We start from the raw sequence: 24,495 nt of genomic DNA, 5'->3' as shown, positions 1-24,495 counted from the left end.
TCGTTGCATGAAAGCGATCGACCAATTCCGGGCCAAACCTGACCTGCGGCTGCGCGACAAGGATGCGAAAGCGGACAGCAAGCCCGATAAGGGATTGCTGGACAAGATGCTGGACGACATCTCCGACATGCAGGAGATGTTGTATGCGGAGCGCAAACGCAAGCTGCTGATCGTGTTGCAAGGCACGGATACCTCCGGCAAGGACGGCACCGTGCGCCACCTGTTCAGCAGGATCAATCCCATGGGCCTGCGCGCCGTCGGGTTCCGGGCGCCGACCGAGATCGAGGCCGCGCACGACTTCCTGTGGCGCATCCACCGCGAAGCGCCGAAAGCCGGCGAAATCGTAGTTTTCAACCGCAGCCACTATGAGGACGTGCTGATCACCCGCGTGCTCGGCATGATCACGCCGCAGGAATGCAAGCGCCGCTATGCACAGATCCGCGACTTCGAGCGCATGTTGGCCGAAAGCGGCACCACCATCGTCAAGCTGTTCCTGCACATTTCAAAGGACGAACAGAAAGAACGCCTGCAGGAACGGGTGGACGACCCGCACAAGCACTGGAAGTTCGATCCCGAGGATCTGAAGCAGCGCGAGCTCTGGAACGACTACCAGAAGGCCTACGAAGATGCGATCACGGAGACCGACGCCGGCCACGCGCCATGGTATGTGGTTCCCGCGAATTCAAAGCGCTATCGAAACGAAGTGGTCGCCCGCCTGTTGCTGGAAACCCTGCGCGGCATGCGGCTCGACTGGCCGCCACCCGACAAGCGGCTGCTGAAGCTCAAAGTGCGCTAGTCATGCCGCTGCCTGGCGGACGGTAATGGCGCTTATTTGGCCTCCCAATCAAGGACATACGCCGGCGCCGTAACTTGGCACAGCGGATCGGCAACCGGTGCAGTGCGCAGCTGCACGAATGGCAGTTCGCCCACCCAGGCTGCAATGCCCATGTCTTCCTCATCGTCATTCGGCCCGCCGCTGCGCACCTTGCATGCCGCTTCGGCCAGCGGGAGCCGCAGCACCGTGGTGGCTGCGTGCTCCTTGTCGTTGCCGCCGCGGACTTCAAGGCGGCGGCCCGGCGCCAGGTGATCCATGAAGGCGTCCAGCGTGTTGCGCTGCTCCGCTTCGTCCACGGCCTCAAAGCGGCCGTAAATCATCACCGAGCGATAGTTCATCGTATGGTTGAAGGCCGAACGCGCCAGCACCAGGCCGTCCAGGTGGGTGATGGTGACGCAGGCGTCCTGCGCCATCAACTGCTTCAGCATGCGGCTGCCGTTGGAGCCGTGGATGTACAGGTGCTCGCCCTCGCGCCAGCAGGCGGTCGGGATGCAGTGCGTGCCTTGCCCGTCGCTGAAGGCGATATGGCAAATGTAGGCGGCATCGACGATGGCGCGAACCAGTTCAGGGTCATAGGCGGCATTGACGGCGCCACGTCGCACGCGGGTGCGGTCGGATGGGGGAAGTGTTGTGTTCATGGCATCGGACTATAATGTCCTGCTGGCCCCTGTAACAGGTCCAGGGGCATGTAAAACCATGGAGCCACGCTTGGACTATTCGCTGCTGATTTCAAACTTCACCGCCAGCCACGGCCACCATGGCTGGCCGCGCCAACGCCTGCTGCACGAATGCCTGCGTGCCGCCATCCGTGACGGCACGCTGGCCCCGGGCACGCGCCTGGTCGCCACGCGCGCCCTGGCCTGCGAACTGGGCGTGGCGCGCAACACCGTGCTGTACGCTTACGAACAGCTCACCAGCGAAGGCTATGTGACGACCGATCGCAGCGGCACCATCGTGGCTGCCGTGGCGCCGGCGCGCCAGCGCGAGGCCAGCGTGGTGGTGCCTTACAAGGGCCTGTCGCAGCGTGCGCAGAACCTGCGCCACAGCACTGCTTCGGCTGCCAGCGGCACGCCTTTCGTGCCGGGCGTACCCGACCTGCCCAGCTTCCCGATCGGCCTGTGGCGCCGGCTGCTGGAACGCGCCTGGCGTTCGCTGCCGACCGAAAAGCTGAACTACGGCGATCCGTGCGGCGAGCCGGTGCTGCGCGAAGCCATTGCCGATTACCTGCGCGCCTCGCGCGGCGTGATCTGCGAAGCGTCGCAGGTGTTCATCACCGACGGCAGCCAAAGCAGCCTTGACCTGTGCGGCCGCGCCTGTGCCGACGCCGGCGAAACGCTGTGGATGGAAAACCCCGGCTATGGCGGCGCCATGGCCGCCTTTCGCGCCGCCAGCCTGAAACTGGAGCCGATCGATGTCGACGACGAGGGCATCGCGCCGCGTCCCGCGGACTGGAAAGAGCGCCCGCCGCGCCTGATCTACACCACGCCATCGCACCAATACCCGACCGGCACGGTGCTGTCGCTGGCGCGCCGCATGGCCCTGATCGACGGTGCGCGTTCCTGCGGAGCGCTGATCATCGAAGACGACTACGACAGCGAATTCCGCCACGACGGCCCGCCGCTGGCATCGATGCAGGGCCTGCAGCCGGATGCCCCGGTGCTGTATTGCGGCACCTTCAGCAAAACCATGTTCCCCGGCTTGCGCATCGGTTACCTGGTGGTACCGCCCTGGCTGGTGCAACCGCTGGCCACCATGCGCCAGCAATCGGCCTCGCGCGGCCGTGCTGCCGACCAGCTTGCGCTGGCCGAATTCCTGCGTAGCGGACAGTTCGCCCTGCACCTGCGGCGCATGCGCCGCGTCTACCGCGAGCGGCGCGACGCCCTGGTGGAAGCGCTGGACAGGCACCTGGGCAGCATCGCCAGCGTGCAGGGCGCGTCGGCCGGCATGCACCTTGCGCTGCGCTGGGAAGACCCGCGCCTGTCGGACGTGGAGATCGGCCGCCGCGCCCTCGAACAGGAAGGCATGATCGCCAACGCCCTCAGCGTGCATGCCGTGGCCGGCCAGTGCAACTGGCAAGGACTGGCCCTGGGCTATGGCCAGGTGGACCCCGGCAAGGTGGATGGCCTGGTCAAGCGCCTGGCCGGTGTCATTCATTTAACGGCGTATGAAAATTTTTACAGAAAGTTCAAATAGTTGATCGAAACCGCGCGCCCCTTGTTTTTAGAATGAAGTAAATCTGGCCTGACCAGATGTAGTCAAAAACAAAAAACGAATACTGGGGCGCAATGAATCAACATTTCCTGAAGCTACGGCAGAATTTCAAGGCCGACATGATGGCGCGCTACGCCGTCGACGAACAATTGTTTGACGAATCCAGCCGGTGCATCGCCCCGCTCGCGGTGCCGTTTTCGGCGCGCCGCGGCGAACTGCTGCAACACGTGGGGCAGACCTCGCGCGAGGTGTTCTGGCTGACGGGCGGCGTGGCACGCGTCGGTTATGTCAGCGAAGGCGGCAACGAAGTCACCATGCGTTTCGCCACCGAAAGCCATATTGCAAACGCCTACGAAGACCTGCTGGAAATGCGCGGCGAACTGCCGGCGCGCTCCTTCATCGTCGCCGAGACCTCGGTGCAGGGCTTCCGTTTCGACTGGGAGCAGATGAGCATGGCGCGCAGCGAGCACCCGGTGCTGACGGCCTACATGACGCGCATCCTGGAATTTGCCGTGTGCAGCCAGGCGCGCCGCTTCATTACGCACACCGCATCGAGCGCCGAAGAGCGCCTGGCCAATTTCAGGGCGGAGTATCCGAACCTGGAACGCCGGATTTCACAGAAGGTGCTGGCGTCCTACCTGCAGATCACGCCGGCCTACCTGTCGCAGCTCATGCGCCGCGAACAGGACGCTGCGTAAAAGTTCAGTCGCCGCCGCGTTCCTGCTCCTGCCGCAGGAGCGTGGACATGTATTGCGGCGTAATGCCCAGGAAGGAGGCCAGCGATTTCTGCGAAATGCGCTGCTCCAGCCCTGGGTACTGTTCGCGGAAAGCCGCCAGCCGGCAATTGGCCGAGGTCATGCTGCGCACCAGGCAGCTTTGCGAATAGCGGCGGATCGAGTGCTCCGATACCTTCAGGTAGTACTCGCGCATGAGGCTGTGTTCTTCACGCAGGCGCGCCATGGTGGCCCACTCCACGCGAATCGCCGTCACCGGGGTTTCCGCGATAATGAATTCCTGCGCCGGCTGGCCGTCCTGCGCCGCCAGCAAGTCATGGTGCGATCCGCAGGAATCGCCTTCGGATGAAAACGCCATCGTCACATCGCTGCCGTCCTTGGTAATCATGCCGCGCCGTGCCACGCCGCGGTACAGCCAATAGGCCACGCTGGCCGGGACTCCAGCGCGCTGCAGGTACTCGCCCTTGCGGAAATGCACCTCGACGACATGCGGGGCCAGGATGCGGTTGAATTCATCGAACATTGCGCGCGATACGCCGATACGGCTCATCGAGTATTCGCTGAATTCTTCTCGCTGCTTTAGGAATGCTTCGGACATTGCGGTAACTCTTGGTCTTTATGACAATATTGTTTCTTGCCTGAAACCACAGGCCCCGCAATATAAACCACTGAAACGAGCCGGGCAATCCTGATATACAAACTGTTGCATGACGCCAGCTAATTTTAGTAACTACCTGATAATCTTCAACTATTTAAACGGATGGCGGCGGCGCATGTAGCTATACTACGCGTTGGCCATCCAGTCGCGCATGCCATCCACCCATGGGCGCGCGTTCAGGTTAAGCGATTTCCTGATCTGGTTGGCGCGGTCGTACAGCACCGAGAAATCGATCGAAGGCGAGCGCTTGAAGGCGATCACCACGATATTGGCGTCGTGGACTTCGGGCAGCCATACCACGGCGTCGAATACCAGCTCCATGTGCTGCAGGTTCTTGCCGTAGTTGTCAAAATCGCCAAATACATTGGTGGTCATGATGCCGTCCGGGCCCAGGCAGTCGAAGCAAGCCTGGTAGAACTCCGGCGTGTCGAGCACCGGGCCGCGCGCTTCTTCGTCGTACAAATCGACTTGCAGCACGTCCACCGTGCCGTGGTTGCGCGGGTCGAGCACGAAATCCATGGCGTTCATCTGGCGCACGTCGAGCCGCCCGTCATTCGGCGGCAGGGCGAACTTTTCCTCGCATATCGCAATCACATTCGGATTGAGTTCGATCGCGGTCACGCGCGCCTTGGGAAACTGGCGGTAGCTGAACTTGGTCAAGGCCGCGCTGCCCAGGCCGAGCTGGACAATGTGGCGGGGGGCGGGCAGGAACAGCGTCCATATCATCATCATGCGCACGTATTCAAGCTCGATCATGTCGGGCTTGGACAGGCGCATGGCGCCCTGCACCCAGGAAGTACCCAGGTGCAGTGAACGGACACCTTCGAACTCGGTGATGGTGGCGGGAGGAAAACCAGGCTGGTCAAATCGGCGGGAAGTCATGGCCGACAGTTTACCAGCCCGGCGCTCAAGCCCCCTGGCGGCGCCGGCTGAAGCCCGCCGCGCCGACCACGCCGAGCCCCGCCAGCAGCAGGACGTAAGCGCCCGGCTCCGGCACGGCGTTGATGGTCAGCGTGCCCGCGTAGCTGGCTGAGGCGGGGGTGAAGCTGGTATCTTCGAAATTGACATAGCCGTAGACGGTCAATACCAGCGGCCCCGTGATCGCGGCCGGCAGCAGGTAGCCGTATTCGAACAGGCCCGGGCCGCTCAGTGTCAACTCGTGGCCATTGACGTTGGCGGCGGTGAAGGTCACATCGGTAGACGGGGTGAAGCCCAGGGTCACCAGGCTGGCATTGACAGAATAGGTGCCGGAGCTGGGCGAGAAATTGAAGGTATCGAAGAAGGCCCCTTCCTCGAGATGGGTGACGCCGAAAGCGGCGGATTGTTCGGTGGCGCTGCCGCCGAGGTTGACATTGGTGCTGACGTTGTCAGCCTGCACCGCTGTGGCGGCGACTGCAAGCAGCAAGCCCATGGCTGTCTTCATGGTGTTCTCCTCAAAGCGCAGGCGAAGCGCCTGCACATTCCAAGGTAGGCCGCACGATTGAGCTACTGTTTGATCTGGATCAAAGGGGAAGGATGATGGCCACTGCAAGGCCGCCGCCTTCGCGGTTGGCAAGCGCGATGCGGCCGCCATGGGCTTCGGCGATTTCGCGCGCCAGGGCCAGGCCGAGGCCGGTGCCGCTGCGCTTGGTGGAATAGAACGGCACCAGGGCGTTGGCCAGTACCGCTTCGCTCATGCCCGGGCCGCGATCCTGCACTTCGATGCGCAGCATGGCTTGCTGGCGGCGCAGCTCGAGGCCGACTTCCTCCGGCGGCGAACCGGATTCATGGGCGTTCTTCAGCAGGTTGAGCAGGGCCTGCTCCATTTGCGCGGCATCGAAGGCATGCGGCTCGGCCGGCAATTCGCCATGCTGCTTGAATTGCACCTGGTCGGACAGCGCGGCCAGGAAAGCGCTCCAATCCTGCGGAGCCAGCCGCGGCGAGGGCAGCTTGGCAAAGCGGGCGTAGCCGAGGATGAAGCTCTCCAGGTGGCGCGTGCGTTCTTCGATGGTGGCCAGGATCTGCGGCAAGCGCTCGGTCTGGCCGCGCCGTACCAGTTCGGCGCCGGAGTGGGCCAGCGAGGTTAGTGGCGCCAGCGAGTTGTTCAATTCATGGCTGATCACGCGGATCACTTTTTTCCAGGTCTGCACTTCCTGGCGCCGCAATTCCTGCGTGAGCTGGCGCAGCAACAGCAGTTCGTGCGGGCGGCCATTCAGGCTGAAGCTGCGGCGCGCCAGGTGAAAGACTTCCTCTTCCTCGCTGTCGCCGATGGTAAACAGCCCATCGCCGCCGCGGCCGACGGCATCGCGCAGGGCGGGCTGGACGCGCGCCAGCAGTTCCGGCAGGCGCAGGCCTTCCAGCTTGCGGCCCTCATTGACCAACTGGCGCGCGGCCAGGTTGCCGAACACGATGGCATCGTTATCGGTGACCAGCAGCATGGCGACAGGCGTGTGCTGGACCATGGTGTCGAGCAACAGTTCGCGCTGCACCAGGCCAAGGCGCTGCTCGCGCAACACCTGGCCCAGTTCATTGTGGGCAGCCACCAGGTCGCTCAATTCATCGTTCTGCGGCCAGTGCAGGCTGAAGGAAAAATCGCCATCGCGGTAGCTGGTGACGGTACCGGTCAGTGCACGGTACAGCGACAGCTGGCGCTGCAATTGGGCGCGGATGGTGATGACCGCCAGCGGTACCAGGCACAGCAGCGAAATACCGACCACCAGGGTGGGATGCCGGGGCAAGAGCTGGTTCAGCCCGAGCGCAATCAGGATCCCGGTCGCCGTCAGCGTCCCCACCAGCGCCGACCACAGTGTCAACAGCGAAAGTCGCATGGGCCTAAATGGTTGTGTTCGTGTCCCCCTTGGGGTCACACCCCAAGTGTGACACGGGCTGGGCCGTTGGATGAGGCAGGGCGCTCATGGGCGGGCGATGCCGAGGCGTTCCATGCGGCGGTAGAGGGCTTGGCGCGACAGGCCGAGCTCGGCTGCGGCCTGGGCGACCACGCCGCTGGCGCGCTGCAGGGCGGCGACGATGGCGTCGCGGTCGGGTTCCTGGTCGGGGCCGGCAAGGTTCGCGCTGTGGCCGTTCATGGCGCTGGCAGCGGGCAGGCCGAGGTCGGGCACCGTGATGGCTTCGCCCTGTGCCAGCAGGCTGGCGCGTGCCATCACGTTCTTCAGCTCGCGCACATTGCCGGGCCAGCCGTGCGCCAGCAGCGCGGCTTCGGCGTCGGCGCGCAGCTGGCGATCCTTGCCGAGGAAGTGGCGCGCCAGCGGCAGGATGTCGGCGGGGCGTTCGGCCAGCGGCGGCAGGCGCAGTTCGATCACGTTCAGGCGGTAGTACAGGTCTTCGCGGAAGGTGCCGGCGCGGATCATGGCTGGCAGGTCGGCATTCGTTGCGCTGACCACGCGGACCTGCACCTGGCGCTCGCGGTTGGAGCCGAGGCGTTCGAAGCGGCCGGTTTCCAGCACGCGCAGAAGCTTCATTTGGCCAGCCAGCGGCAGGTTGCCGATTTCGTCGAGGAACAAGGTGCCGCCGTCGGCCGCTTCGAACTTGCCTTCGCGCGCTTTGGAGGCGCCGGTGTAGGCGCCGGCGTCGGCGCCGAACAATTCGGCTTCAATCAGTTCGGCCGGCAGGGCGCCGCAGTTCAGCACCACGAACGGCCCTTCGCGCACCGAGGAATTGGCCTGGATGATGTCGGCGATGCGTTCCTTGCCGGTGCCGTTCGGGCCGCTGATCAGGACCGGCACGTCGGCGCGCGCGACCTGGCAGGCCAGCGAGATCACGCGCTCGGTGGCGGGGTCGTTCCACACCATATTGCGCAGGTTGTAGCGTTCCAGTTCGCGGCGCTGGCGCAGTTCGTCGCTGCGGTGCTGGTTGAGGGCGCGGTTGGCCTGGCCCAGTTCCAGCAGGTTGCGCACAGTGGCGACCAGGCGCTTGTCGTCCCACGGCTTGGACAAGTAGTCGGCGGCGCCGGCCTTGATCAGGTCGACGGCCGCGTCGAGATGGGTCCAGGCGGTCAGCAGGATCACCGGCAGGTCGGGGTGGCGCTTGCGGATGGCGCGGAACAGTTCCACCCCTTCTTCGCCTGAGGTGGTGTCGGCGCTGAAGTTCATGTCCTGCACCACCAGGTCGATGCTGGCGCTGCGCCGGTCGAGCAGGGCGAGGCCTTCTTCGGGGGAGGCGGCGTGCAGCGATTCGATGTCGTGCAGCGAGAACAGGACTTCGAGGGCGACCGCGACTGCGGCGTTGTCGTCGATGATTAGTACGGTTGGCATTTTGGCAGGATACATTAAAACCGGTAAACCGGGGTCCGACGGGACGGCCATCCGGCACAGGGTCAGACCCCTAACGGTCTTCGGCCCCTGGCTTGCCGGTTTAGGCGGAACGGGTCGCCAAGGCGGGCGAGATGGATGCTGCACGCCACGCGGGCCCGTACACCGCGGCGATACCGAGTGCCCAGGAAGCGGCGGCGCCAACCAGCATGTACTCCGCCGGCAAGCGCGCCAGCTCCAGCTTCGATACCAGCAACTGGTTCAGCGCCAGTGCCCCCAGCAGCCCGCCGACAATGCCGGTGGTGGTGATCATCACGTTCTCGGTCACGAAGTAGCGCAGGATGTCGACCTTGCGCGCGCCCAGTGCCCGCCGCACGCCGATCTGCTTGCGGCGCTGCGTGACCCACAGGCTGGCCATGCCGACGATGCCGCTGGCAGTTACCACCATCAGCAGCACGCTGACGGTGATCAGCATCCAGCACAGCGCGTTGTCGGCCCGGTAGCGCTCCACGCGCTGTTCGGACTGGGTCTTGCTGCGCACGACCACCTGGCCGTTATGCAGCTTGCGGATCGCCTGCTCGGCATCCTTCATGGCGCGGTCGCGCTGGCCCGGCTCGGCGCGCAGCGTGTACAGCGTGCGCGAGGTGCCCGAGAAACGGGCTGGAACCATGGTCGACATCTCGCCGTCAGCCCCCATTGCGCCGCTCGGGGTCTGCAGGGTGTCGATGACGCCGATCACCGTCACTTCGCGTGCATCGGGACCGGTGCCGTAGTACATCTTCTTGCCGACGAAACTTGGAGCATCGGGCCATACCTTCTGCCCGGTGGTCCTGGTAATCAGGGCTACGCGAGGGAACTCCTTGCTGGTCTTCTGGTCGATTTCCAGTACGTCCTGCGGCGTGAAGTCGCGGCCGTCAATTACCTTCAGGCCCCAGGTCTTGACCAGCGAATCCGCGGTGATGTACATCGTCGGGCTGGCGTTGCTGCGCTCCTGCTCGCGGCTGGCAGCCACGCTGTTGTAGTTGCCGGAGCGCGACAGCGTGATCTGGTTGGTGTTGGCCACCGAGACGATGCCGGGCAGCGCGCGCAAGGCTGCCGCCTGCGCTTTCTGGGCCGCCACCTGCTCTTCATGGCCGCCGGGGTTGAGCACTTTCACGTCAAGGCTGAACACCTGCTCCTCGTTGGCGATGCCGGTCGGCCGGGCGGCGACTTCCTGGCGCACGCTGACGATGTGCAAGGCGTTGGACAGGATGGCGAGGCTGAGCGCCACTTGCACGGCCACCAGGACCGGGCCGGTTTTGGAGCGCATCAGCGCGGAAAAGATTGGTTTGATTTCCATGGTAAATACCTCACTGCGATTTCAGTTGCAGGGCCGGGGTAACCTGGCAGGCGCGCCAGGTCGGCAGCAGGCCGGCCAGTATGGCGGCGCAGACGGACATGACGAAGGTCACCAGCAGCATCACCCAGTCCATATGGGTGGTGACGGCGATCTGCTCGGAGATGCTGCCGATCAGGGCCAGTGCACCCAGCGCCAGTACCAGGCCGAGGATGCCGCCGGCCAGGCCGACCACGGCGCTCTCGATCAGGAACTGGGTGAAGATTTCCCTGCGCGAGGCGCCCAGGGCGCGCCGCACGCCGACTTCAGGTGCGCGCACCGAGAATTTCGCCAGCAGCAGGCCGATGGTGTTGACCAGGCAAAGCAGCAGGAAGCCGAAGGCCAGCATGGCGGACAGGCGGCTGTCCTTGCCCACTACCTTCTGTTCTTCCAGCCATTCCATCACGTTGAACAGTTTGTTCGGCGCGTTGCGCTGCAGGCGTCCCAGCTTGCGCTGCTCGGACGCGTAGGCGTCCAGCCAGGCCTGCAGTTGCGGGCGGTCGGCTGCCGAGTGCAGTTCGAACCAGAACTGGATCCAGACGCATTCCGAATCGAGCAGGGCCTGATAGCCGGGGCCGCGATCGCTGCTGCAGTTCATATTCCCGTTCTGGCCCATTTCGTGGCGGATCGCGTTGTGGAAGGGGATGTAGAATTCGTCGCCCTCGCCAAAGGCGCCGGAGCCGCCGATGATGCGGTGATAGCGCGGCACCGGTTTCCAGTTGCCGTACACGCCGGTCACGGCGTAGTCGAAGCCGAACATGCGCACGCGCTGGCCGACCGGATTGGCGTTGCCGAACAGGCGCTCGGCCAGCTTGGTGCTCAGGACCACCACGTCGGCGCCGGCCTTGTCGTCCGCTTCGCTCCATGGGCCGCCTTGCACGAACGGTACTTCGAACATGGCGAAGAAGTCGCGGGTTGGCGTCAGCCCTTCGACGGTGAACACAGGCAGGTCCTTGCGTGCCGGCTCGACGGTGCCCGAGGCGCCGCGGATCGCGGTGCGGCGGTCGCCCTGGCCGGAGGCGAGCAGGTTGACGGCGTCGCGGTAGGACATTTCGTCGCCTTCGCGTTCGCCGGGCGTGTAGCCCTTGAGCGGGCCGTTATCGACCAGCGGCACGATCAGGCGCTCGCTCTTGTGCGGGATCGGGTCGCCCGACATCACGTGCAGGATGGTCAGGGTCGAGACGCTGGCGGCCACGCCCACCGCCAGGATCAGCACCATCAGCGCGGTCAGTATCGGGTTGCGGCGCAGGCTGCGCACACCCAGCAGGAAATAGTATTGAAACATCTCAGGCCTCCTTGGCAACCACCAGCGATGGCGACTTGCGCACCAGGTCGGATACCTGGCCGTCGATGATGTGGACGTTGCGCTGCGTGCGCTGCGCCAGTTCCGGGTCGTGGGTCACCATCAGGATGGTGGTGCCTTCGGCGTTGATTTCCTCCAGCAGTTCCATCACGCCGCGCGCCATCTGGGTGTCCAGGTTACCGGTCGGTTCGTCGGCCAGCAGCAGCTTGGGCGAACCGGCCAGCGCACGCGCGATGGCCACGCGCTGCTGTTGGCCGCCCGACAGTTCGGCCGGGTAGTGGCGCATGCGCGATGCCAGTCCGACCTTGGCCAGCGCGTCTTCGATGCGTTCCTTGCGTTCGGCCGCGTTGAAGCCGCGGTAGCGCAGCGGCACGTCGACGTTGTCGAACAGGCTCAGGTCGGGGATCAGGTTAAAGCCCTGGAAGATGAAGCCCAGCTTTTCGTTGCGCAGGCGTGAGCGGGCGTTGTCGTCCATGCCCTTGACGTTGATGCCGTCCAGCACGTAGTCGCCGCTGGTGAAATCCTCCAGCAGGCCGGCAATGTTCAGGAAGCTGGTCTTGCCGGAGCCGGAAGGGCCGGTGACGGTGACGAACTCGCCTTGCTTGACTTCGATCTCGAAGCCGCGCAGCGCGTGCGTTTCGATCATATGGGTGCGATAGACTTTGCTCAGGTTATTCATGCGCAGCATGTTTAATCTCCGTAGGGGTTATTTGTTGATCGAAACGCGCTTGGCGTTCTCGAAGCTTTCGGTACCGGCGATCACGATCTTGTCGCCCTGTTTCAATCCGTTGACGATTTCCACGGCAGCCACGCTGGTGGCGCCCAGTTGCACCGGGGTCCGCACGGCGATGCCGTCCTGCAGCAGGTAAACATAGCGGCCGCCTTCCGATTCGACGAACGGGCCGCGCTGCACCATCAGCACGTTTGGCTTCTCGTCGATCAGCAGGCGCGCCGACACGCGCTGGCTCTGGCGCAGGCCTTCCGGCTGCTGGTCGAACCGCACCCGCGCCAGCACCTGGTTCTTCACCACTTCCGGCGACAGTGCCGACAGCTTGCCCTTGGTCTTCACGCCGGCCACTTCGATTTCGGCGGTCATGCCCAGGCCCAGGTCGTTGACGTAGGACTCCGGCACTTCCAGTTCCACTTCGAGCTGGGACAGGTCGACCAGCGTCATGAGCGGGGTATTGGCTTGCACCACGCTGCGGTTGGCTACCGACAGTGTGCCGATGAAGCCGTCGACCGGCGCGCGCACGGTCAGCTCGTCGACGCGGCGCTGGGCGTTGGCCAGCGACAGCTTCTGGCGCTCCATCTGCGCGGTCTTGGTTTTCAGTTCCAGCGAGACGTTGTCGCCTTCCAGTTCGGCGGCCTGCTTGGTGTGGCTGGCGCGGATGTCGGCCGCGGCCACGGCATCCCTGGCCTTCTGCATATCGATCTTGGCGATGATGCCGTCGGTCGACACGCTCTCATAGCGCTGCAGGGTGCGCATGGCGGACACCCGCTCGATCTCGGCAGTGTCGGCTTCGCGCTGGGCGGCCAGCTTCTGCTTGCGGGCCAGGATTTGCTGGCGCGCGACTTCGGCCTGCAGCTCGCTGAACAGCGTCTGTTCCTTTTTCAGTTCGTCGGTCAGGTCGGGCGATTCCAGCACGGCCAGCACCTGGCCTTTCTTGACAGTGTCGCCGGCATGCACCTTGAGTTCCACCGTGGAGGTGGAGGTCGAATACAGGGTCGGGCTGACGGCGGCCACGATGCGGCCGTTGACGGCGGCATCGCGGATCAGGGTGCCGCGCGTGACTTCGCCGATGCGCAGGCGGGAAGCGCTGATCGACTGCTCGCTGCCGCTCCAGTTTTTCAGCAGGCCGTAGCCGGCCGCCGCCAGCGCCACGCCGGCGGCCAGCAGCAGCGCCTTGCGGCGCGGGAAGCGGCTGGTGGGGGCGGCGATCGCTTGATCCTGGTGTGAGGTGTCGCGAATCATGTTCTTGTTCCTGGCGTTGGTGGTTTGGTCAATCTTGCTATTGCATGAAGTGTGCCAGCGCCTAAGTGTTTGATTTATATGCCGTCCGCCAAGCGTGACCGCCGTCCGCGAGCGTCCACCGTGTCCGCCTGTCCGCACCTTCCGCCAGCCGGGTCACTTGATTTTTTAATAAGCGGCTATACTTGTTGACTTAACTTTATGGCAAGGAGTGGTTCTGTGGAGTATCCGTTCCCCGACAGCGCGGTGGCGCGCTACGACGAACTGGCCGGCACCAGCGGCAACGGCGCGGTGGACGGACAGACATGGCAGGACTTGCTGCTGGCGCCCTACCTGCAGGCAATCGGGGAAGGGGCCAGCATCTTTGGTCGCCAAATGCTGTATCGGCGCTTGCGTCGCGGCGTGGCGGCGGGACCATCCGAACCCGTCCGCGCGCTGCTGGCGGACCGCGCTGCGCGCGAGCGGCTTGCCGCGCAGCTGGCGCCCTTGCGCAAGGCCAGGGCGGAAGTCAGCGAGTCGCTATTTGCCCCTGCCGCAGGCGTTGCGGCCGCCGGCGCAACGCTTGCCGAGCCGCCGTTGCCGCCAGTACCGCGCTGGGCCGCCTGGCTGTGGTTGGCGCCGCTGGCGTTCCTGGCCTGCGCGGCGGCCAGCTTCTTCTGGCTGACCGCACTGATTCCCGCGGTCGCGCTGTCGCTGGTGCTGATGGCCATCCAGATCACCTTCCACTCGCGCGTCCAGCAGTGGTCCGCCATTGCGGAGGCGCTGCAACTGCAGCTCTATGTGCATAGCGTCCAACCGGATGCTCCTGGCGCGGCGCAAGCCGCACAGTTGCGCCGCAAGCTGGCCCGCAATGCCTTCTCCACCGCGCCCGGTGTGGCTGACTATGCCGACTGGGTGATGCTGGCCAACTTGAAGCACTACTTTGCGACGCACCGCCTGGTGCGTGACAACGCAGCTTTCCTGCGCGCGAGCTATGCACTGGTGGCAGGTTTGGATGCCGACCTCGCGCTGGCACGCCACCTGTCTGCGCAAACGCAGTGGTGCTGGGCGGAGGAGGGCTGGGAGCAGGAAGTCCAACTGCAAGCAGTTCGCCATCCCTTGCTGCCCGATGCGCAGTCGCTGGACCTGGAGCTGGATGGCAAGAGTGCCTTCATCAGCGGCCAGAATGGCATCGGCAAAAGCACTTTGCTGCGCACGGTCGGCATTAACCTGCTGACGGCGCGCGCATTCGGCTTCTGTTACGCCGAGGCGGCGCGCGTGCCGAACTTGCCGGTGTATGCCAGCATGCAGAATGAAGATGCGCTGGATGGCGCTGAAAGCCTCTACCAGTCGGAGCTGCGCCGCGCGCATGAATTGCTGGCACTGGCCGGGGCGCCGCAACGCGCGGTCTTCATCATCGACGAAATTTTCCGCGGCACCAACCACCTGGAGTCGGTGTCGGCCGCCGCTGCAGTGCTGGAGCAACTCGCTACGCAGGGAACCGTGCTGGTGTCCTCGCACAATGTCGTGCTGGCGCAATTACTGGAGCAAAGCTGCCTGCCGCTGCTGGTGCAAAAGCGCGCCGGGCGCCTGGTACTGACGCCCGGCGTGCTGGCAGAGACCAACGGACTGACGTTGCTGGCCCAATCCGGTTTCGACGCCTCTATCGAGCAACGCGCGCGCGACGTCTATAAACGCCTCAGCGGCCGGCTGCTGCCGGCATAGGGCGAGGATTCTTGCGACGCAGCCAAAGTCTGGTCAAGCCGTACATGATGGCAATGACCGCCACCCACGCGGCATACACCACGCCCAGCGAAGGCTCGTAGCCTTGCGGCAGGGTAAAGCCGCCAGGCCCGCCTTGCGGTGTTGCGCCGTAGCGCAGCATGAAGTACGGCCCGGACAGGAAGTGGATCATGGCAATGTGGATCACGTAGAAGAACATCGGCGTGCCGCCGAACAGCATCAGCAACGGCACCGGACGCAGTCGCTCAAACCATGCCAGCAAAGGCAGCGCAATGCCGATCGTCACGCACAGGTAGAGCAGCGACGGGGGGTATTTGTGCACGCGGATGAAGGAGATGAAGTCCCATACCAAGCCGCGCCCTTGCGGCGACCATGGATCGGGATCACCGTAGAAATTCCCGCTGCGCAGGACAACGAAGGCCAGCAGCAGCACGGCGCCAGCCACCACCAGGAAACGTTGCCGGCGCGCCGCCTGCCACTGGAACACAGGTCCCAGCGCATAGCCGGCCGCAATCAGGCCAAGCCATGGCATCAAGGGATACGCGAGGTAGACGCCGTAATTACCAGCCACCGGCCAGAAGCCGCGCTGGTGCCAGGCCAGCCACAATGGATGGTTGGACTGGATCCCATCGAGCAGGTTATGCGGCAGGATCAGCAGCGCCGCGACCACCGCAATGGCCGGCCAGGGCAGCCATGCCAGCCCGGCGAGGAAAATCATCCCCATGCCCAGCGCCCACAGCACCTGCAGGATGGTGACGTTATACCCGAACTGCCAACTGAAGCTGATCCATGTCGCTTCCAGCACCAGCAGCAGCAGGCCGCGTGTCACAAGGTAGCGTGAAAGCGAGGGAATGCCGCTCCTGGTCCCGCGCAGGAAGGCCGACGTGCCAGCCAGCAGTACGAAGGTAGAGGCGCACAGGTGCGTGATCCAGCGCGTGGCGAACCACAAAGGCGTGGTCTTGGCCAGGTCCTCCGGATCGAACAGCGCGGCGCCAAAAAAGTCGCGCGTATGGTCCAGCGCCATCAACACAATCACCAGGCCGCGCAGCATGTCGATGCTGCTCAGGCGCGCAGTTTTTTGCATTCCGTCCCCCTTATTTATTTGCCATGTATTGTGGGCGTGAATTGCCATCCAGGCAAATTTTTAATTTCTGTCTTGACAGAAATTAGTGTAAGCATAGAATGGCTGGCATGGAACTGAAACCGATAGCCGAACGTTTTGTACTGCACTGGGGCGAGATGGGCTCGCGCTGGGGCGTCAACCGCACTGTGGCGCAAATTCATGCGCTGCTGTACCTGGCCGCGCGCCCGATGGATGCCGAAGAAATCCAGCAAACGCTGGGAGTGGCGCGCTCCAACGTCAGCAACAGCCTGAAAGAGCTGCAATCCTGGCACCTGGTGAAAGTGGTGCACCTGAAAGGCGACCGCCGCGACCATTTCGAAACCTCGACCGATGTGTGGGAGTTGTTCAAGCTGATCGTGGCCGGGCGCCGCCAGCGCGAGATCGACCCCACTGCCGCCGCCCTGTCCGAATGCCTCGCCAATCCGGCGATGGCCGACGAAGATGAGGGGACGCGCGAACGGATCGAAGAAACGCTGAAATTCATCGAGGTGATGGCGACATTGTCGGACGAACTGCTGCGCTACAAGCCGGAAACACTGATGAAGACTTTGGGCGTCAGCGCAAAAATCAGCCGGGCCATTCGCGGCAAACAGTGACCTGGCCGAGCCAAGCGGGCAGCAATGCCCGTTTTTTTGAACTCGTTATTTCTGTTTATGCAGAAATTACTGTCAATAGGAGATTTAAAATGTTGATCGCATACGAAATCCTGGTGCCCCTGCTGGCAGGCCTGGCTATCAGCTTCTACTTGCGCGGCGCCCTGCGCAATCTTCTGCTGGACCTGTGCGGCACTGCGCCGCGGGCCGAATTCTGGGTACGCGTAAGCACTGTCCTGATTACAGCATTCCCCATGCTGCTGGCACTCTGGTTCGGGCATAGCGGCGTTGCGGGCGCCACGCCGGCCCTGGTCCTGCGCACTGCACTGATCATGTCCGCCACTGGCGTTGTCTTTGGCGTCGCGGTGATGGGCTGGAATATTGCAAAGTCGCTCCCGAAGGCCAGCAAATGAAAATCCTGGTTTGCGGCGCATCGGGATTCATCGGCAGCGCGGTCTGCGCCGCACTGTCGGCGGCAGGGCACGAAGTGCTGCGCGGCGTGCGCGTTCCGGTACTGCCAGGCGATGTCGCAATCGACTACTGCGCGGACCTGCAGCCATCCGCCTGGGTTGCGCGCTTGTGCGGGGTGGATGCGGTGGTCAACACAGTCGGCATCATCAGCGAGCACGGGGGCGCAAGTTTCGCGGCATTGCATAGCGCCGCGCCGCGCGCCCTGTTTGCAGCCTGCGCCGCCGCCGGCGTGCGGCGGGTGGTGCAAATCTCGGCACTTGGCGCAGGGCACGGCGGTACCGCCTATTTCGCCAGCAAGCGCGCGGCCGACGAGGCGCTGATGGCATTGCCCCTGGACTGGGTCATTCTGCGCCCGTCGCTGGTGTTTGGGCTTGATGGCAAATCGGCGGCGCTGTTTTGCAAGATGGCCAGCATGCCCGTCATTGTCTCGCCGGCCGTGGGCGAGGCGCGCTTTCAGCCGGTCCATGTCGACGACCTGGCGCGCGCAGTGGTAGCCGCCGTCGATTCGGGCACCCCTGCGCGGCGCGTGATCGACCTGGCCGGAAGCAGTACGGTCAGCTTTGACGGCATGCTGCGCGCCTACCGCGGGGCCATGGGCTTGCCGCCGGCCCCAGTGTTGCAGATCCCCGCGCCGGCCATGGCCTGTGCCGCCTGGCTGGGCGGCAGGCTTCCCAGCCTGCCGTTGACACCGGACACCTGGCGCATGCTGCGTGCCGGCAGTGCGGCAGTCACGAGCGAGCTGCCCGGCCGCACGCCGCGCGCCATCGGCGCCTTCATCACGCCGGCAGAAGGCGAATTGCTTCGCCTGCGCGCGCTGGCGAGCTGGCGCGGCGCCTTGCTGCGCTGGACCCTGGCCATCGTCTGGCTGGCGACCGCAGTGGTGAGTGCCTTCATCTACCCACGCGCCGACAGCCTGGCCATGCTGGCCCGCGTTGGCATTCAGGGCATGCCGGCCATCGCCGCCTTGTACGGTGCAGCCGCGCTGGACGCCGCCTTCGGCATCGCCAGCATCGTGCGCCCGCGTCGCGCACTCTGGCTGGCGCAAGGCACGCTGATACTCGGCTACAGCGTAGCGATTGCGGCCCGCTTGCCGGAATACCTGTGGCACCCCTTCGGCCCCTTGCTGAAAAACCTGCCGATCCTGGCCATTCTGTTCATTTTGCTTGCAGAGGAAAAATCGTGGACTACCTGACCATCAAGACCATCCACATCCTGTCTTCGGTGCTGCTGGTCGGCACCGGCTTTGGCACGGCGTTCTACCTGTTCTTCGCCAATCGCTCAAAATCGGTGGAAGCGATTGCCGTTGTCTCGCGGCTGGTGGTGCGCGCGGACTGGTGGTTCACGACCCCGGCCGTGATCGTGCAGCCCTTGTCCGGCGCATGGATGATCCACCTCGCCGGCTATCCGCTGGACGCGTTCTGGATCAAGGCTTCGCTGGCGCTGTACGCCCTGGCGGGCGCCTGCTGGCTGCCGGTGGTGTGGTACCAGGTCAGGATGGCCAAGCTGGCGCTGGCGGCGCACGCCGCCAACACGCCATTGCCGCAGCAATACTGGCGCTATGCGCGGCGCTGGGAGCTGCTCGGCTATCCGGCCTTTGCCGCCATGCTGGCCGTGTACTGGCTGATGGTGCACAAGCCGGTATAAGGCTTACTTGTCCTGCGACTGCGGCTTGCCCTTGTCGATCACTTCGCGGCAATCGCCCTTGAACCTGGCGTTGTCGTAATTGGTCCAGCCGTAGCTGTCCACCACCCGCTTGTGCACCTGGAAATCCTTGCTGAGGAAACTCCAGGAAGGCTTGTCGTCCGGGTAGCGGATGTTCGCCACGTCGAGCATGGTGTGGAAAACGTTCTCGGTCGCCAGCTTGGCCTTGCGGTTGCGCAGCAGGGCCCCCACCTTGGCCGGATAGTGCTCCAGGTACTGGTCCGAGAACCACATGAAGGCCGGTACATGGAATTCGTAATCCGTATTGTGGCCGTGGAAGGCCAGGCGGCAGGTGCCGTCGTACAAGGTCTGGCCGTGGTCGGCGATGTACAACATCGACGCCGTCTGCCCGGTGCTTTTCAGGTCGGCGATCACTTGCGCCAGGAACCAGTCGGTGTACAGGATCGAGTTGTCGTAGCTGTTATTCAGTTGTTCCTTGATCTTCAGGTCGGTGTATGCCGGCTTGTCGACGCCGAACAGCGACGGCTGCCACTTGTCGAAGTCCTTGGGGTGGCGATGGCTGTAGTTCCAGTGGCTGCCCAGCGAGTGCAGCACGATCAGCTTTTTCGGCGCCGGGTCGGCCAGGGCGTGCTTGAGCGGCTCGAACAGCACCTCGTCGAAATTGGAGTGGTTGGTGAAGCTGCCCAGGTTGAGGAACTGGATCACGTCCGCTTCCTTGGCAAACACCGACACCGGCGTGTCGTACTGGCCGAACGAGATCTGGTTCGACAGCCACCAGGTCTTGAAGCCCGCTTCCTTGTAGGCGGTGAGGAAGGACTTTTCGCTGAAGCCATCCTTCAGGCTCTGTGTGGCCGGCTTGCGCGAAATGATGACCGGCACCGACAGGCGGGTCGCCGACACCGACGTGATCACGTCGGACAGCGCCACCAGGTTGCTTTCCTTGCCCAGCTGGGGATTGGTCTCGCGCTTGTAGCCGTTCAGGCTCCAGCGGTCGAAGCGCGAAGACTCGCCCAGCACCATCACCACGACTTCCGGTTGCGTGCCGCCATCGACCTGGCGCGCCCCGAATTCGAAGCTGGCGCTGCGTTCGTTCAGTTCGGACAGATAGCGCCGCTCCTTGTAGAAATCATAGCCGCGCGCTGCCAGCCCGAACGGCCAGGATTCGATGAAGGCACCCGGATCGAACGGCAGGCGCGCCCAGTAGGGCAGGGCCGGGCCGGGCAGGTGCAGCGCATGGGCGCCGGCCACGGCGGCGCGTGCCGAGGCGCTCTCCGGGGAGCTGTCGTCCTGCGCAGCACTCTCGCTGTCGCTGCCCGCCGCCGCACTGGCCACGCTGGCCGGCGGGCGCGCAGACGGCACTGCGTCGATGCCGAATTCATAACCCCAGGCTGCCGTCGCCGCCAGGACAACCAGGGTGAACAGCGCCAACCAGCGCGAGCCGCCATGCCAGTCCAGGTCGCGCGTCTGGCGTGCAGCGCGGAAGCTCAACACCCACCATATGGCCACGCCCACCATCACGGCCAGCATGGTCCACACTTTGCGGCCCAGGAACTCCAGCGCTTCCTGCGGGCTGGTTTCCGCCAGGATGCCGAGGTGGTGGGTGGAAATGCCCTGGCCGTAAAATACGAACAGGTAAATCTCGGTCGGCAAGGCCAGGAAGGCCGGGATCAGCAGCCAATGGAAATAGGCCGGCCGCTTGAACAGCGCCCATACCGTGACCCAGGCGACGCATTCGATTCCCAGCAATTGCCACGGCTGTTCCACCGGTTTGCCCAGGAACAAAGGCACGAAGGGCACCGCGGATAGCGCCAGGTAGCTAAACAGGATGAACAGGTGTGAAGGGCGCGGCAGCATTGCTTACAGGAAAGTACAAAATGATCGCTATTATGCGGCCAATGCCGCGCCATGGGGCGTCCAAATACTGCCACTTTATTCAGCATTCCGGTTGACTGAGCTGTTAACCAGGTATATACTCGCGAGTTCTCCATTTAGTCTGCGCATCGTATACGCGTTTGTTTGAGCGACGTTCAGCGCACACTGAGAGATACCGTTTTAGCCCCCGGGCAAGGCTGCCTGGGTTGTCAATGCTGTAATTTTGTTGGATTTAAAACGATGCCAACCATCAACCAATTGATTCGCCAACCACGTACCAAGCTGGTCGTGAAGAGCAAATCGCCGGCACTTGAAAACTGCCCGCAAAAGCGTGGCGTGTGCACCCGTGTGTACACCACCACTCCTAAGAAGCCTAACTCGGCACTGCGTAAAGTTGCAAAAGTGCGTCTGACCAACGGTTTCGAAGTGATTTCGTACATCGGCGGTGAAGGCCACAACCTGCAGGAACACAGCGTTGTCCTGCTGCGCGGCGGTCGTGTAAAAGACTTGCCAGGTGTGCGTTACCACATGGTCCGTGGCTCGCTGGATACCCAGGGCGTTAAAGACCGTAAGCAAGCTCGCTCCAAGTACGGTGCGAAGCGCGCTAAGGCCGCTAAGAAGTAATTTGCAATTTAACTGAGTTGAGGCGGTCGCGAGACCGAGTAAGTGGATGGCTATGATGGCCACCGCGAGTGCCAAATCAGAGGCGCTCAACTGAAGAAAAGGAAATGACATGCCACGTCGTCGTGAAGTACCCAAGCGCGAAATTCTGCCGGATCCAAAATTCGGTAGCACCGAAGTCGCGAAATTCGTCAACGTTCTGATGCTGTCCGGCAAAAAGTCGGTTGCAGAAAACATCATCTACGGTGCCTTCGACCACATCCAGTCCAAGTCCGGCAAGGACCCACTGGAAGTGTTCACCGCAGCGATCAACAACGCCAAGCCAATGGTTGAAGTGAAGTCCCGCCGCGTTGGCGGTGCTAACTACCAGGTTCCAGTCGAAGTGCGCCCAGTGCGCCGCCTGGCCCTGTCCATGCGTTGGCTGCGTGAAGCCGCTAACAAGCGCTCCGAAAAGTCCATGCCACAGCGCCTGGGCGGCGAGCTGCTGGAAGCCGCGGAAGGCCGTGGCGGCGCGATGAAGCGTCGTGACGAAGTCCACCGTATGGCTGAAGCGAACAAAGCGTTCTCGCACTTCCGCTTCTAATACGTTTGGCCGGCCTTTACTGGCTGGCCTTGTTCAAGCCGGGCACATTTTTCTCGAAAAAATGCTGCTCGGTTTTGTCCATTCAAAGATTTAGGATCAATTATGGCCCGCAAGACCCCCATTGAGCGCTACCGTAACATCGGTATCTCCGCTCACATCGACGCCGGTAAGACCACCACCACCGAACGCGTCCTGTTCTACACCGGCGTGAACCACAAGATTGGTGAAGTGCACGACGGCGCTGCCACCATGGACTGGATGGAGCAGGAGCAAGAGCGCGGCATTACCATTACCTCGGCAGCGACTACCTGCTTCTGGAATGGTATGGCAAACAACTTCAAGCCACACCACATCAACATCATCGACACCCCAGGGCACGTTGACTTCACCATCGAGGTGGAACGTTCGATGCGCGTTCTGGACGGCGCTTGCATGGTTTACTGTGCAGTGGGCGGCGTGCAGCCACAGTCTGAAACCGTATGGCGCCAGGCTAACAAGTACAAGGTCCCTCGTCTGGCCTTCGTGAACAAGATGGACCGTACCGGCGCCAACTTCTTCAAGGTCTACGAGCAGATGCGTTCGCGCCTGAAGGCCAACCCAGTCCTGATCCAGATCCCGATCGGCGCCGAAGACAACTTCAAAGGCGTTATCGACCTGGTCAAGATGAAGGCCATCATCTGGGACGACGCGTCCCAAGGCATGAAGTTCGACTACGTGGACATCCCGGCCGAACTGGCTGACTCCGCACAAGAGTGGCGCGAGAAGATGGTTGAAGCCGCTGCTGAAGCGAACGAAGACCTGATGAACAAGTACCTGGAAGAAGGCGAACTCTCTGAAGAAGAGATCAAGACCGCCCTGCGCCAGCGTACCATCGCTTCGGAAATCGTTCCGATGATGTGCGGCACCGCCTTCAAGAACAAGGGCGTGCAAGCCATGCTGGACGCCGTGATCGAATACCTGCCGTCGCCGATCGACATCGCTGACGTTGCCGGTACCGACGACGACGAACAGCCAGCTACCCGCAAAGCTTCGGACGACGAAAAGTTCGCTGCGCTGGCATTCAAGATCATGACCGACCCGTTCGTGGGCCAGCTGGCCTTCTTCCGCGTCTACTCCGGCGTGGTGAACGCAGGCGACACCATTTACAACTCGGTGAAGCAGCGTAAAGAACGTCTGGGTCGTATTCTGCAGATGCACGCTAACCAGCGTGAAGAGATCAAGGAAGTCCGCGCCGGCGACATCGCCGCTGCAGTGGGCCTGAAGGACGTGACCACCGGCGAAACCCTGTGCGATCCATCCTCGATCATCACCCTGGAAAAGATGGTGTTCCCAGAGCCAGTGATCCAGCAGGCAGTTGAGCCTAAGACCAAGGCTGACCAGGAAAAGATGGGCCTGGCCCTGAACCGCCTGGCACAGGAAGATCCTTCGTTCCGCGTGAAGACCGACGAAGAATCCGGCCAGACCATCATCGGTGGTATGGGCGAGCTGCACCTGGAAATTATCGTTGACCGTATGAAGCGCGAATTCGGCGTGGAAGCAACCGTTGGCAAGCCACAGGTTGCATACCGCGAAACCGTGCGCAAGTCGGTGTCCGACGTGGAAGGCAAGTTCGTCAAGCAGTCCGGTGGCCGCGGTCAGTACGGTCACGCCGTTGTTACCCTGGAACCACAGGAACAAGGCAAGGGCTTCGAATTCGTCGACGCGATCAAGGGCGGTGTGATTCCTCGCGAATTCATCCCTGCAGTGGAAAAAGGCGTGCGCGAAACCCTGAACAACGGTGTTCTGGCAGGCTACCCGGTGGTTGACGTCAAAGTCACCCTGACCTTCGGTTCCTACCACGACGTTGACTCGAACGAAAATGCATTCCGCATGGCCGGTTCGATGGCGTTCAAGGAAGCGTGCCGTCGCGCCAGCCCAGTGATTCTGGAGCCAATGATGGCTGTGGAAGTCGAGACTCCGGAAGACTACGCCGGTACCGTGATGGGCGACCTGTCGTCCCGCCGCGGTATGGTGCAAGGCATGGACGAGATCCCAGGCGGCGGCGGCAAGATCATCAAGGCAGAGGTACCTCTGTCCGAGATGTTCGGCTACTCGACCATCCTGCGTTCCGCGACCCAGGGCCGCGCGACCTACACCATGGAGTTCAAGCACTACTCCGAGGCGCCTAAGCACGTGATCGACGCAATCGTCACCGCCAAAGCGAAGTAAAATAAATAATTACCCGGGCGGGGGAGATCCTCCCGCCCGGAATTGACCTTAAATCAAAGTTCTGAGGAAGAATTAAAATGGCAAAAGAAAAGTTCGAGCGGACTAAACCGCACGTGAACGTTGGCACCATCGGTCACGTTGACCACGGCAAGACCACCCTGACCGCAGCTATCGCTACCGTCCTGTCGAAGAAATTCGGCGGCGAAGCCAAAGCTTACGACCAGATCGACGCTGCTCCAGAAGAAAAAGCACGCGGCATTACCATCAACACCGCCCACGTTGAGTACGAGACTGCAAACCGTCACTAC

At 63.0% G+C, this 24,495-nt stretch carries 24 protein-coding genes; 12 read left to right on the top strand and 12 right to left on the bottom strand.

Annotated features, from left to right (window positions below; translation table 11 throughout):
- Positions 1–7 precede the first annotated feature (7 nt).
- Positions 8–796, top strand: coding sequence for a PPK2 family polyphosphate kinase (locus ASD58_RS12200; protein WP_057261443.1), 789 nt, complete (start codon positions 8–10; stop codon positions 794–796).
- A gap of 32 nt (positions 797–828) precedes the next feature.
- On the opposite strand, the gene ASD58_RS12195 is transcribed toward ASD58_RS12200, so the two are convergent.
- The gene (locus tag ASD58_RS12195; RefSeq protein ID WP_057261442.1) at positions 829–1,473 is read right to left on the bottom strand and encodes a pyridoxamine 5'-phosphate oxidase family protein; all 645 of its coding nucleotides are present in this window, start codon (positions 1,471–1,473) and stop codon (positions 829–831) included.
- A gap of 70 nt (positions 1,474–1,543) precedes the next feature.
- Between ASD58_RS12195 and ASD58_RS12190 the strand changes: the two genes are divergently transcribed.
- Positions 1,544–3,028, top strand: coding sequence for a PLP-dependent aminotransferase family protein (locus ASD58_RS12190; protein WP_057261441.1), 1,485 nt, complete (start codon positions 1,544–1,546; stop codon positions 3,026–3,028).
- Positions 3,029–3,120: 92 nt separating this feature from the next.
- On the top strand, positions 3,121–3,744 hold the full coding sequence (locus ASD58_RS12185) for a Crp/Fnr family transcriptional regulator (protein WP_082565377.1): 624 nt from the start codon (positions 3,121–3,123) through the stop codon (positions 3,742–3,744).
- A 4-nt stretch (positions 3,745–3,748) separates the two neighbouring features.
- On the opposite strand, the gene ASD58_RS12180 is transcribed toward ASD58_RS12185, so the two are convergent.
- The 9 genes from ASD58_RS12180 to ASD58_RS12140 form a co-directional block, all read right to left on the bottom strand.
- Positions 3,749–4,378 carry a Crp/Fnr family transcriptional regulator gene (locus tag ASD58_RS12180; RefSeq protein ID WP_229209967.1) on the bottom strand — a complete coding sequence of 210 codons (630 nt, stop codon included), beginning with the start codon at positions 4,376–4,378 and terminating at the stop codon, positions 3,749–3,751.
- 186 nt (positions 4,379–4,564) lie between these two features.
- Entirely contained in the window at positions 4,565–5,320 is a 756-nt protein-coding gene (locus tag ASD58_RS12175) for a spermidine synthase (protein ID WP_057261440.1), read from the bottom strand.
- A 25-nt stretch (positions 5,321–5,345) separates the two neighbouring features.
- A complete protein-coding gene (locus ASD58_RS12170) occupies positions 5,346–5,861 on the bottom strand; it encodes an FxDxF family PEP-CTERM protein (protein WP_057261439.1) in 516 nt (171 codons plus the stop codon).
- A 79-nt stretch (positions 5,862–5,940) separates the two neighbouring features.
- Complete coding sequence (locus tag ASD58_RS12165; protein WP_057261438.1) at positions 5,941–7,245, bottom strand: PAS domain-containing sensor histidine kinase; 1,305 nt, start codon at positions 7,243–7,245, stop codon at positions 5,941–5,943.
- 84 nt (positions 7,246–7,329) lie between these two features.
- Positions 7,330–8,688 carry a sigma-54 dependent transcriptional regulator gene (locus ASD58_RS12160; RefSeq protein ID WP_057261489.1) on the bottom strand — a complete coding sequence of 453 codons (1,359 nt, stop codon included), beginning with the start codon at positions 8,686–8,688 and terminating at the stop codon, positions 7,330–7,332.
- A gap of 100 nt (positions 8,689–8,788) precedes the next feature.
- Complete coding sequence (locus ASD58_RS12155) at positions 8,789–10,024, bottom strand: ABC transporter permease (RefSeq protein ID WP_057261437.1); 1,236 nt, start codon at positions 10,022–10,024, stop codon at positions 8,789–8,791.
- A 10-nt stretch (positions 10,025–10,034) separates the two neighbouring features.
- Positions 10,035–11,345 carry an ABC transporter permease gene (locus ASD58_RS12150; protein WP_057261436.1) on the bottom strand — a complete coding sequence of 437 codons (1,311 nt, stop codon included), beginning with the start codon at positions 11,343–11,345 and terminating at the stop codon, positions 10,035–10,037.
- A 1-nt stretch (position 11,346) separates the two neighbouring features.
- Complete coding sequence (locus ASD58_RS12145; RefSeq protein WP_057261435.1) at positions 11,347–12,051, bottom strand: ABC transporter ATP-binding protein; 705 nt, start codon at positions 12,049–12,051, stop codon at positions 11,347–11,349.
- 18 nt (positions 12,052–12,069) lie between these two features.
- Positions 12,070–13,335: an efflux RND transporter periplasmic adaptor subunit gene (locus ASD58_RS12140; RefSeq protein WP_057261434.1), complete on the bottom strand. Its 1,266-nt coding sequence runs from the start codon at positions 13,333–13,335 to the stop codon at positions 12,070–12,072.
- A 216-nt stretch (positions 13,336–13,551) separates the two neighbouring features.
- On the opposite strand from ASD58_RS12140, the gene ASD58_RS12135 reads away from it, so the two are divergent.
- Complete coding sequence (locus ASD58_RS12135) at positions 13,552–15,036, top strand: hypothetical protein (protein WP_057261433.1); 1,485 nt, start codon at positions 13,552–13,554, stop codon at positions 15,034–15,036.
- On the opposite strand, the gene ASD58_RS12130 is transcribed toward ASD58_RS12135, so the two are convergent.
- Entirely contained in the window at positions 15,011–16,138 is a 1,128-nt protein-coding gene (locus ASD58_RS12130) for a DUF1624 domain-containing protein (RefSeq protein ID WP_057261432.1), read from the bottom strand. The genes ASD58_RS12135 and ASD58_RS12130 overlap by 26 nt on opposite strands.
- Positions 16,139–16,245: 107 nt before the next feature.
- Between ASD58_RS12130 and ASD58_RS12125 the strand changes: the two genes are divergently transcribed.
- The 4 genes from ASD58_RS12125 (at position 16,246) to ASD58_RS12110 (ending at position 18,885) form a co-directional block, all read left to right on the top strand.
- Positions 16,246–16,773 (top strand): GbsR/MarR family transcriptional regulator, encoded by a 528-nt coding sequence (locus ASD58_RS12125; protein WP_057261488.1) that lies wholly within the window; start codon positions 16,246–16,248, stop codon positions 16,771–16,773.
- An 89-nt stretch (positions 16,774–16,862) separates the two neighbouring features.
- Complete coding sequence (locus ASD58_RS12120) at positions 16,863–17,183, top strand: hypothetical protein (protein WP_057261431.1); 321 nt, start codon at positions 16,863–16,865, stop codon at positions 17,181–17,183.
- A complete protein-coding gene (locus ASD58_RS12115) occupies positions 17,180–18,433 on the top strand; it encodes an SDR family oxidoreductase (protein WP_057261430.1) in 1,254 nt (417 codons plus the stop codon). The genes ASD58_RS12120 and ASD58_RS12115 overlap by 4 nt, the downstream gene beginning before the upstream one ends.
- Complete coding sequence (locus ASD58_RS12110) at positions 18,418–18,885, top strand: DUF2269 domain-containing protein (protein WP_156401258.1); 468 nt, start codon at positions 18,418–18,420, stop codon at positions 18,883–18,885. The genes ASD58_RS12115 and ASD58_RS12110 overlap by 16 nt, the downstream gene beginning before the upstream one ends.
- A gap of 3 nt (positions 18,886–18,888) precedes the next feature.
- Here the strand turns inward: ASD58_RS12110 and ASD58_RS12105 are convergent, their stop codons facing one another.
- A complete protein-coding gene (locus tag ASD58_RS12105; RefSeq protein ID WP_057261428.1) occupies positions 18,889–20,757 on the bottom strand; it encodes a phosphoethanolamine transferase in 1,869 nt (622 codons plus the stop codon).
- A gap of 258 nt (positions 20,758–21,015) precedes the next feature.
- On the opposite strand from ASD58_RS12105, the gene rpsL reads away from it, so the two are divergent.
- The 4 genes from rpsL to ASD58_RS12085 all read left to right on the top strand — a co-directional run.
- On the top strand, positions 21,016–21,399 hold the full coding sequence (gene rpsL, locus ASD58_RS12100) for a 30S ribosomal protein S12 (RefSeq protein WP_028102972.1): 384 nt from the start codon (positions 21,016–21,018) through the stop codon (positions 21,397–21,399).
- Between the two features lie 109 nt (positions 21,400–21,508).
- Positions 21,509–21,979 carry a 30S ribosomal protein S7 gene (gene rpsG / locus ASD58_RS12095; RefSeq protein WP_028102973.1) on the top strand — a complete coding sequence of 157 codons (471 nt, stop codon included), beginning with the start codon at positions 21,509–21,511 and terminating at the stop codon, positions 21,977–21,979.
- Between the two features lie 102 nt (positions 21,980–22,081).
- A complete protein-coding gene (gene fusA / locus ASD58_RS12090) occupies positions 22,082–24,187 on the top strand; it encodes an elongation factor G (protein ID WP_057261427.1) in 2,106 nt (701 codons plus the stop codon).
- 77 nt (positions 24,188–24,264) lie between these two features.
- The coding region (locus ASD58_RS12085) for a GTP-binding protein (protein ID WP_229209966.1) at positions 24,265–24,495 on the top strand (231 nt) is incomplete at its 3' end.

The sequence above is a fragment of the Duganella sp. Root1480D1 genome (assembly GCF_001427305.1).
Taxonomy (GTDB): Bacteria; Pseudomonadota; Gammaproteobacteria; order Burkholderiales; family Burkholderiaceae_D; genus Rugamonas.
Note: the sequence above shows the minus strand (reverse complement) of the source record. Positions and strands in the feature narration are given on the sequence as shown.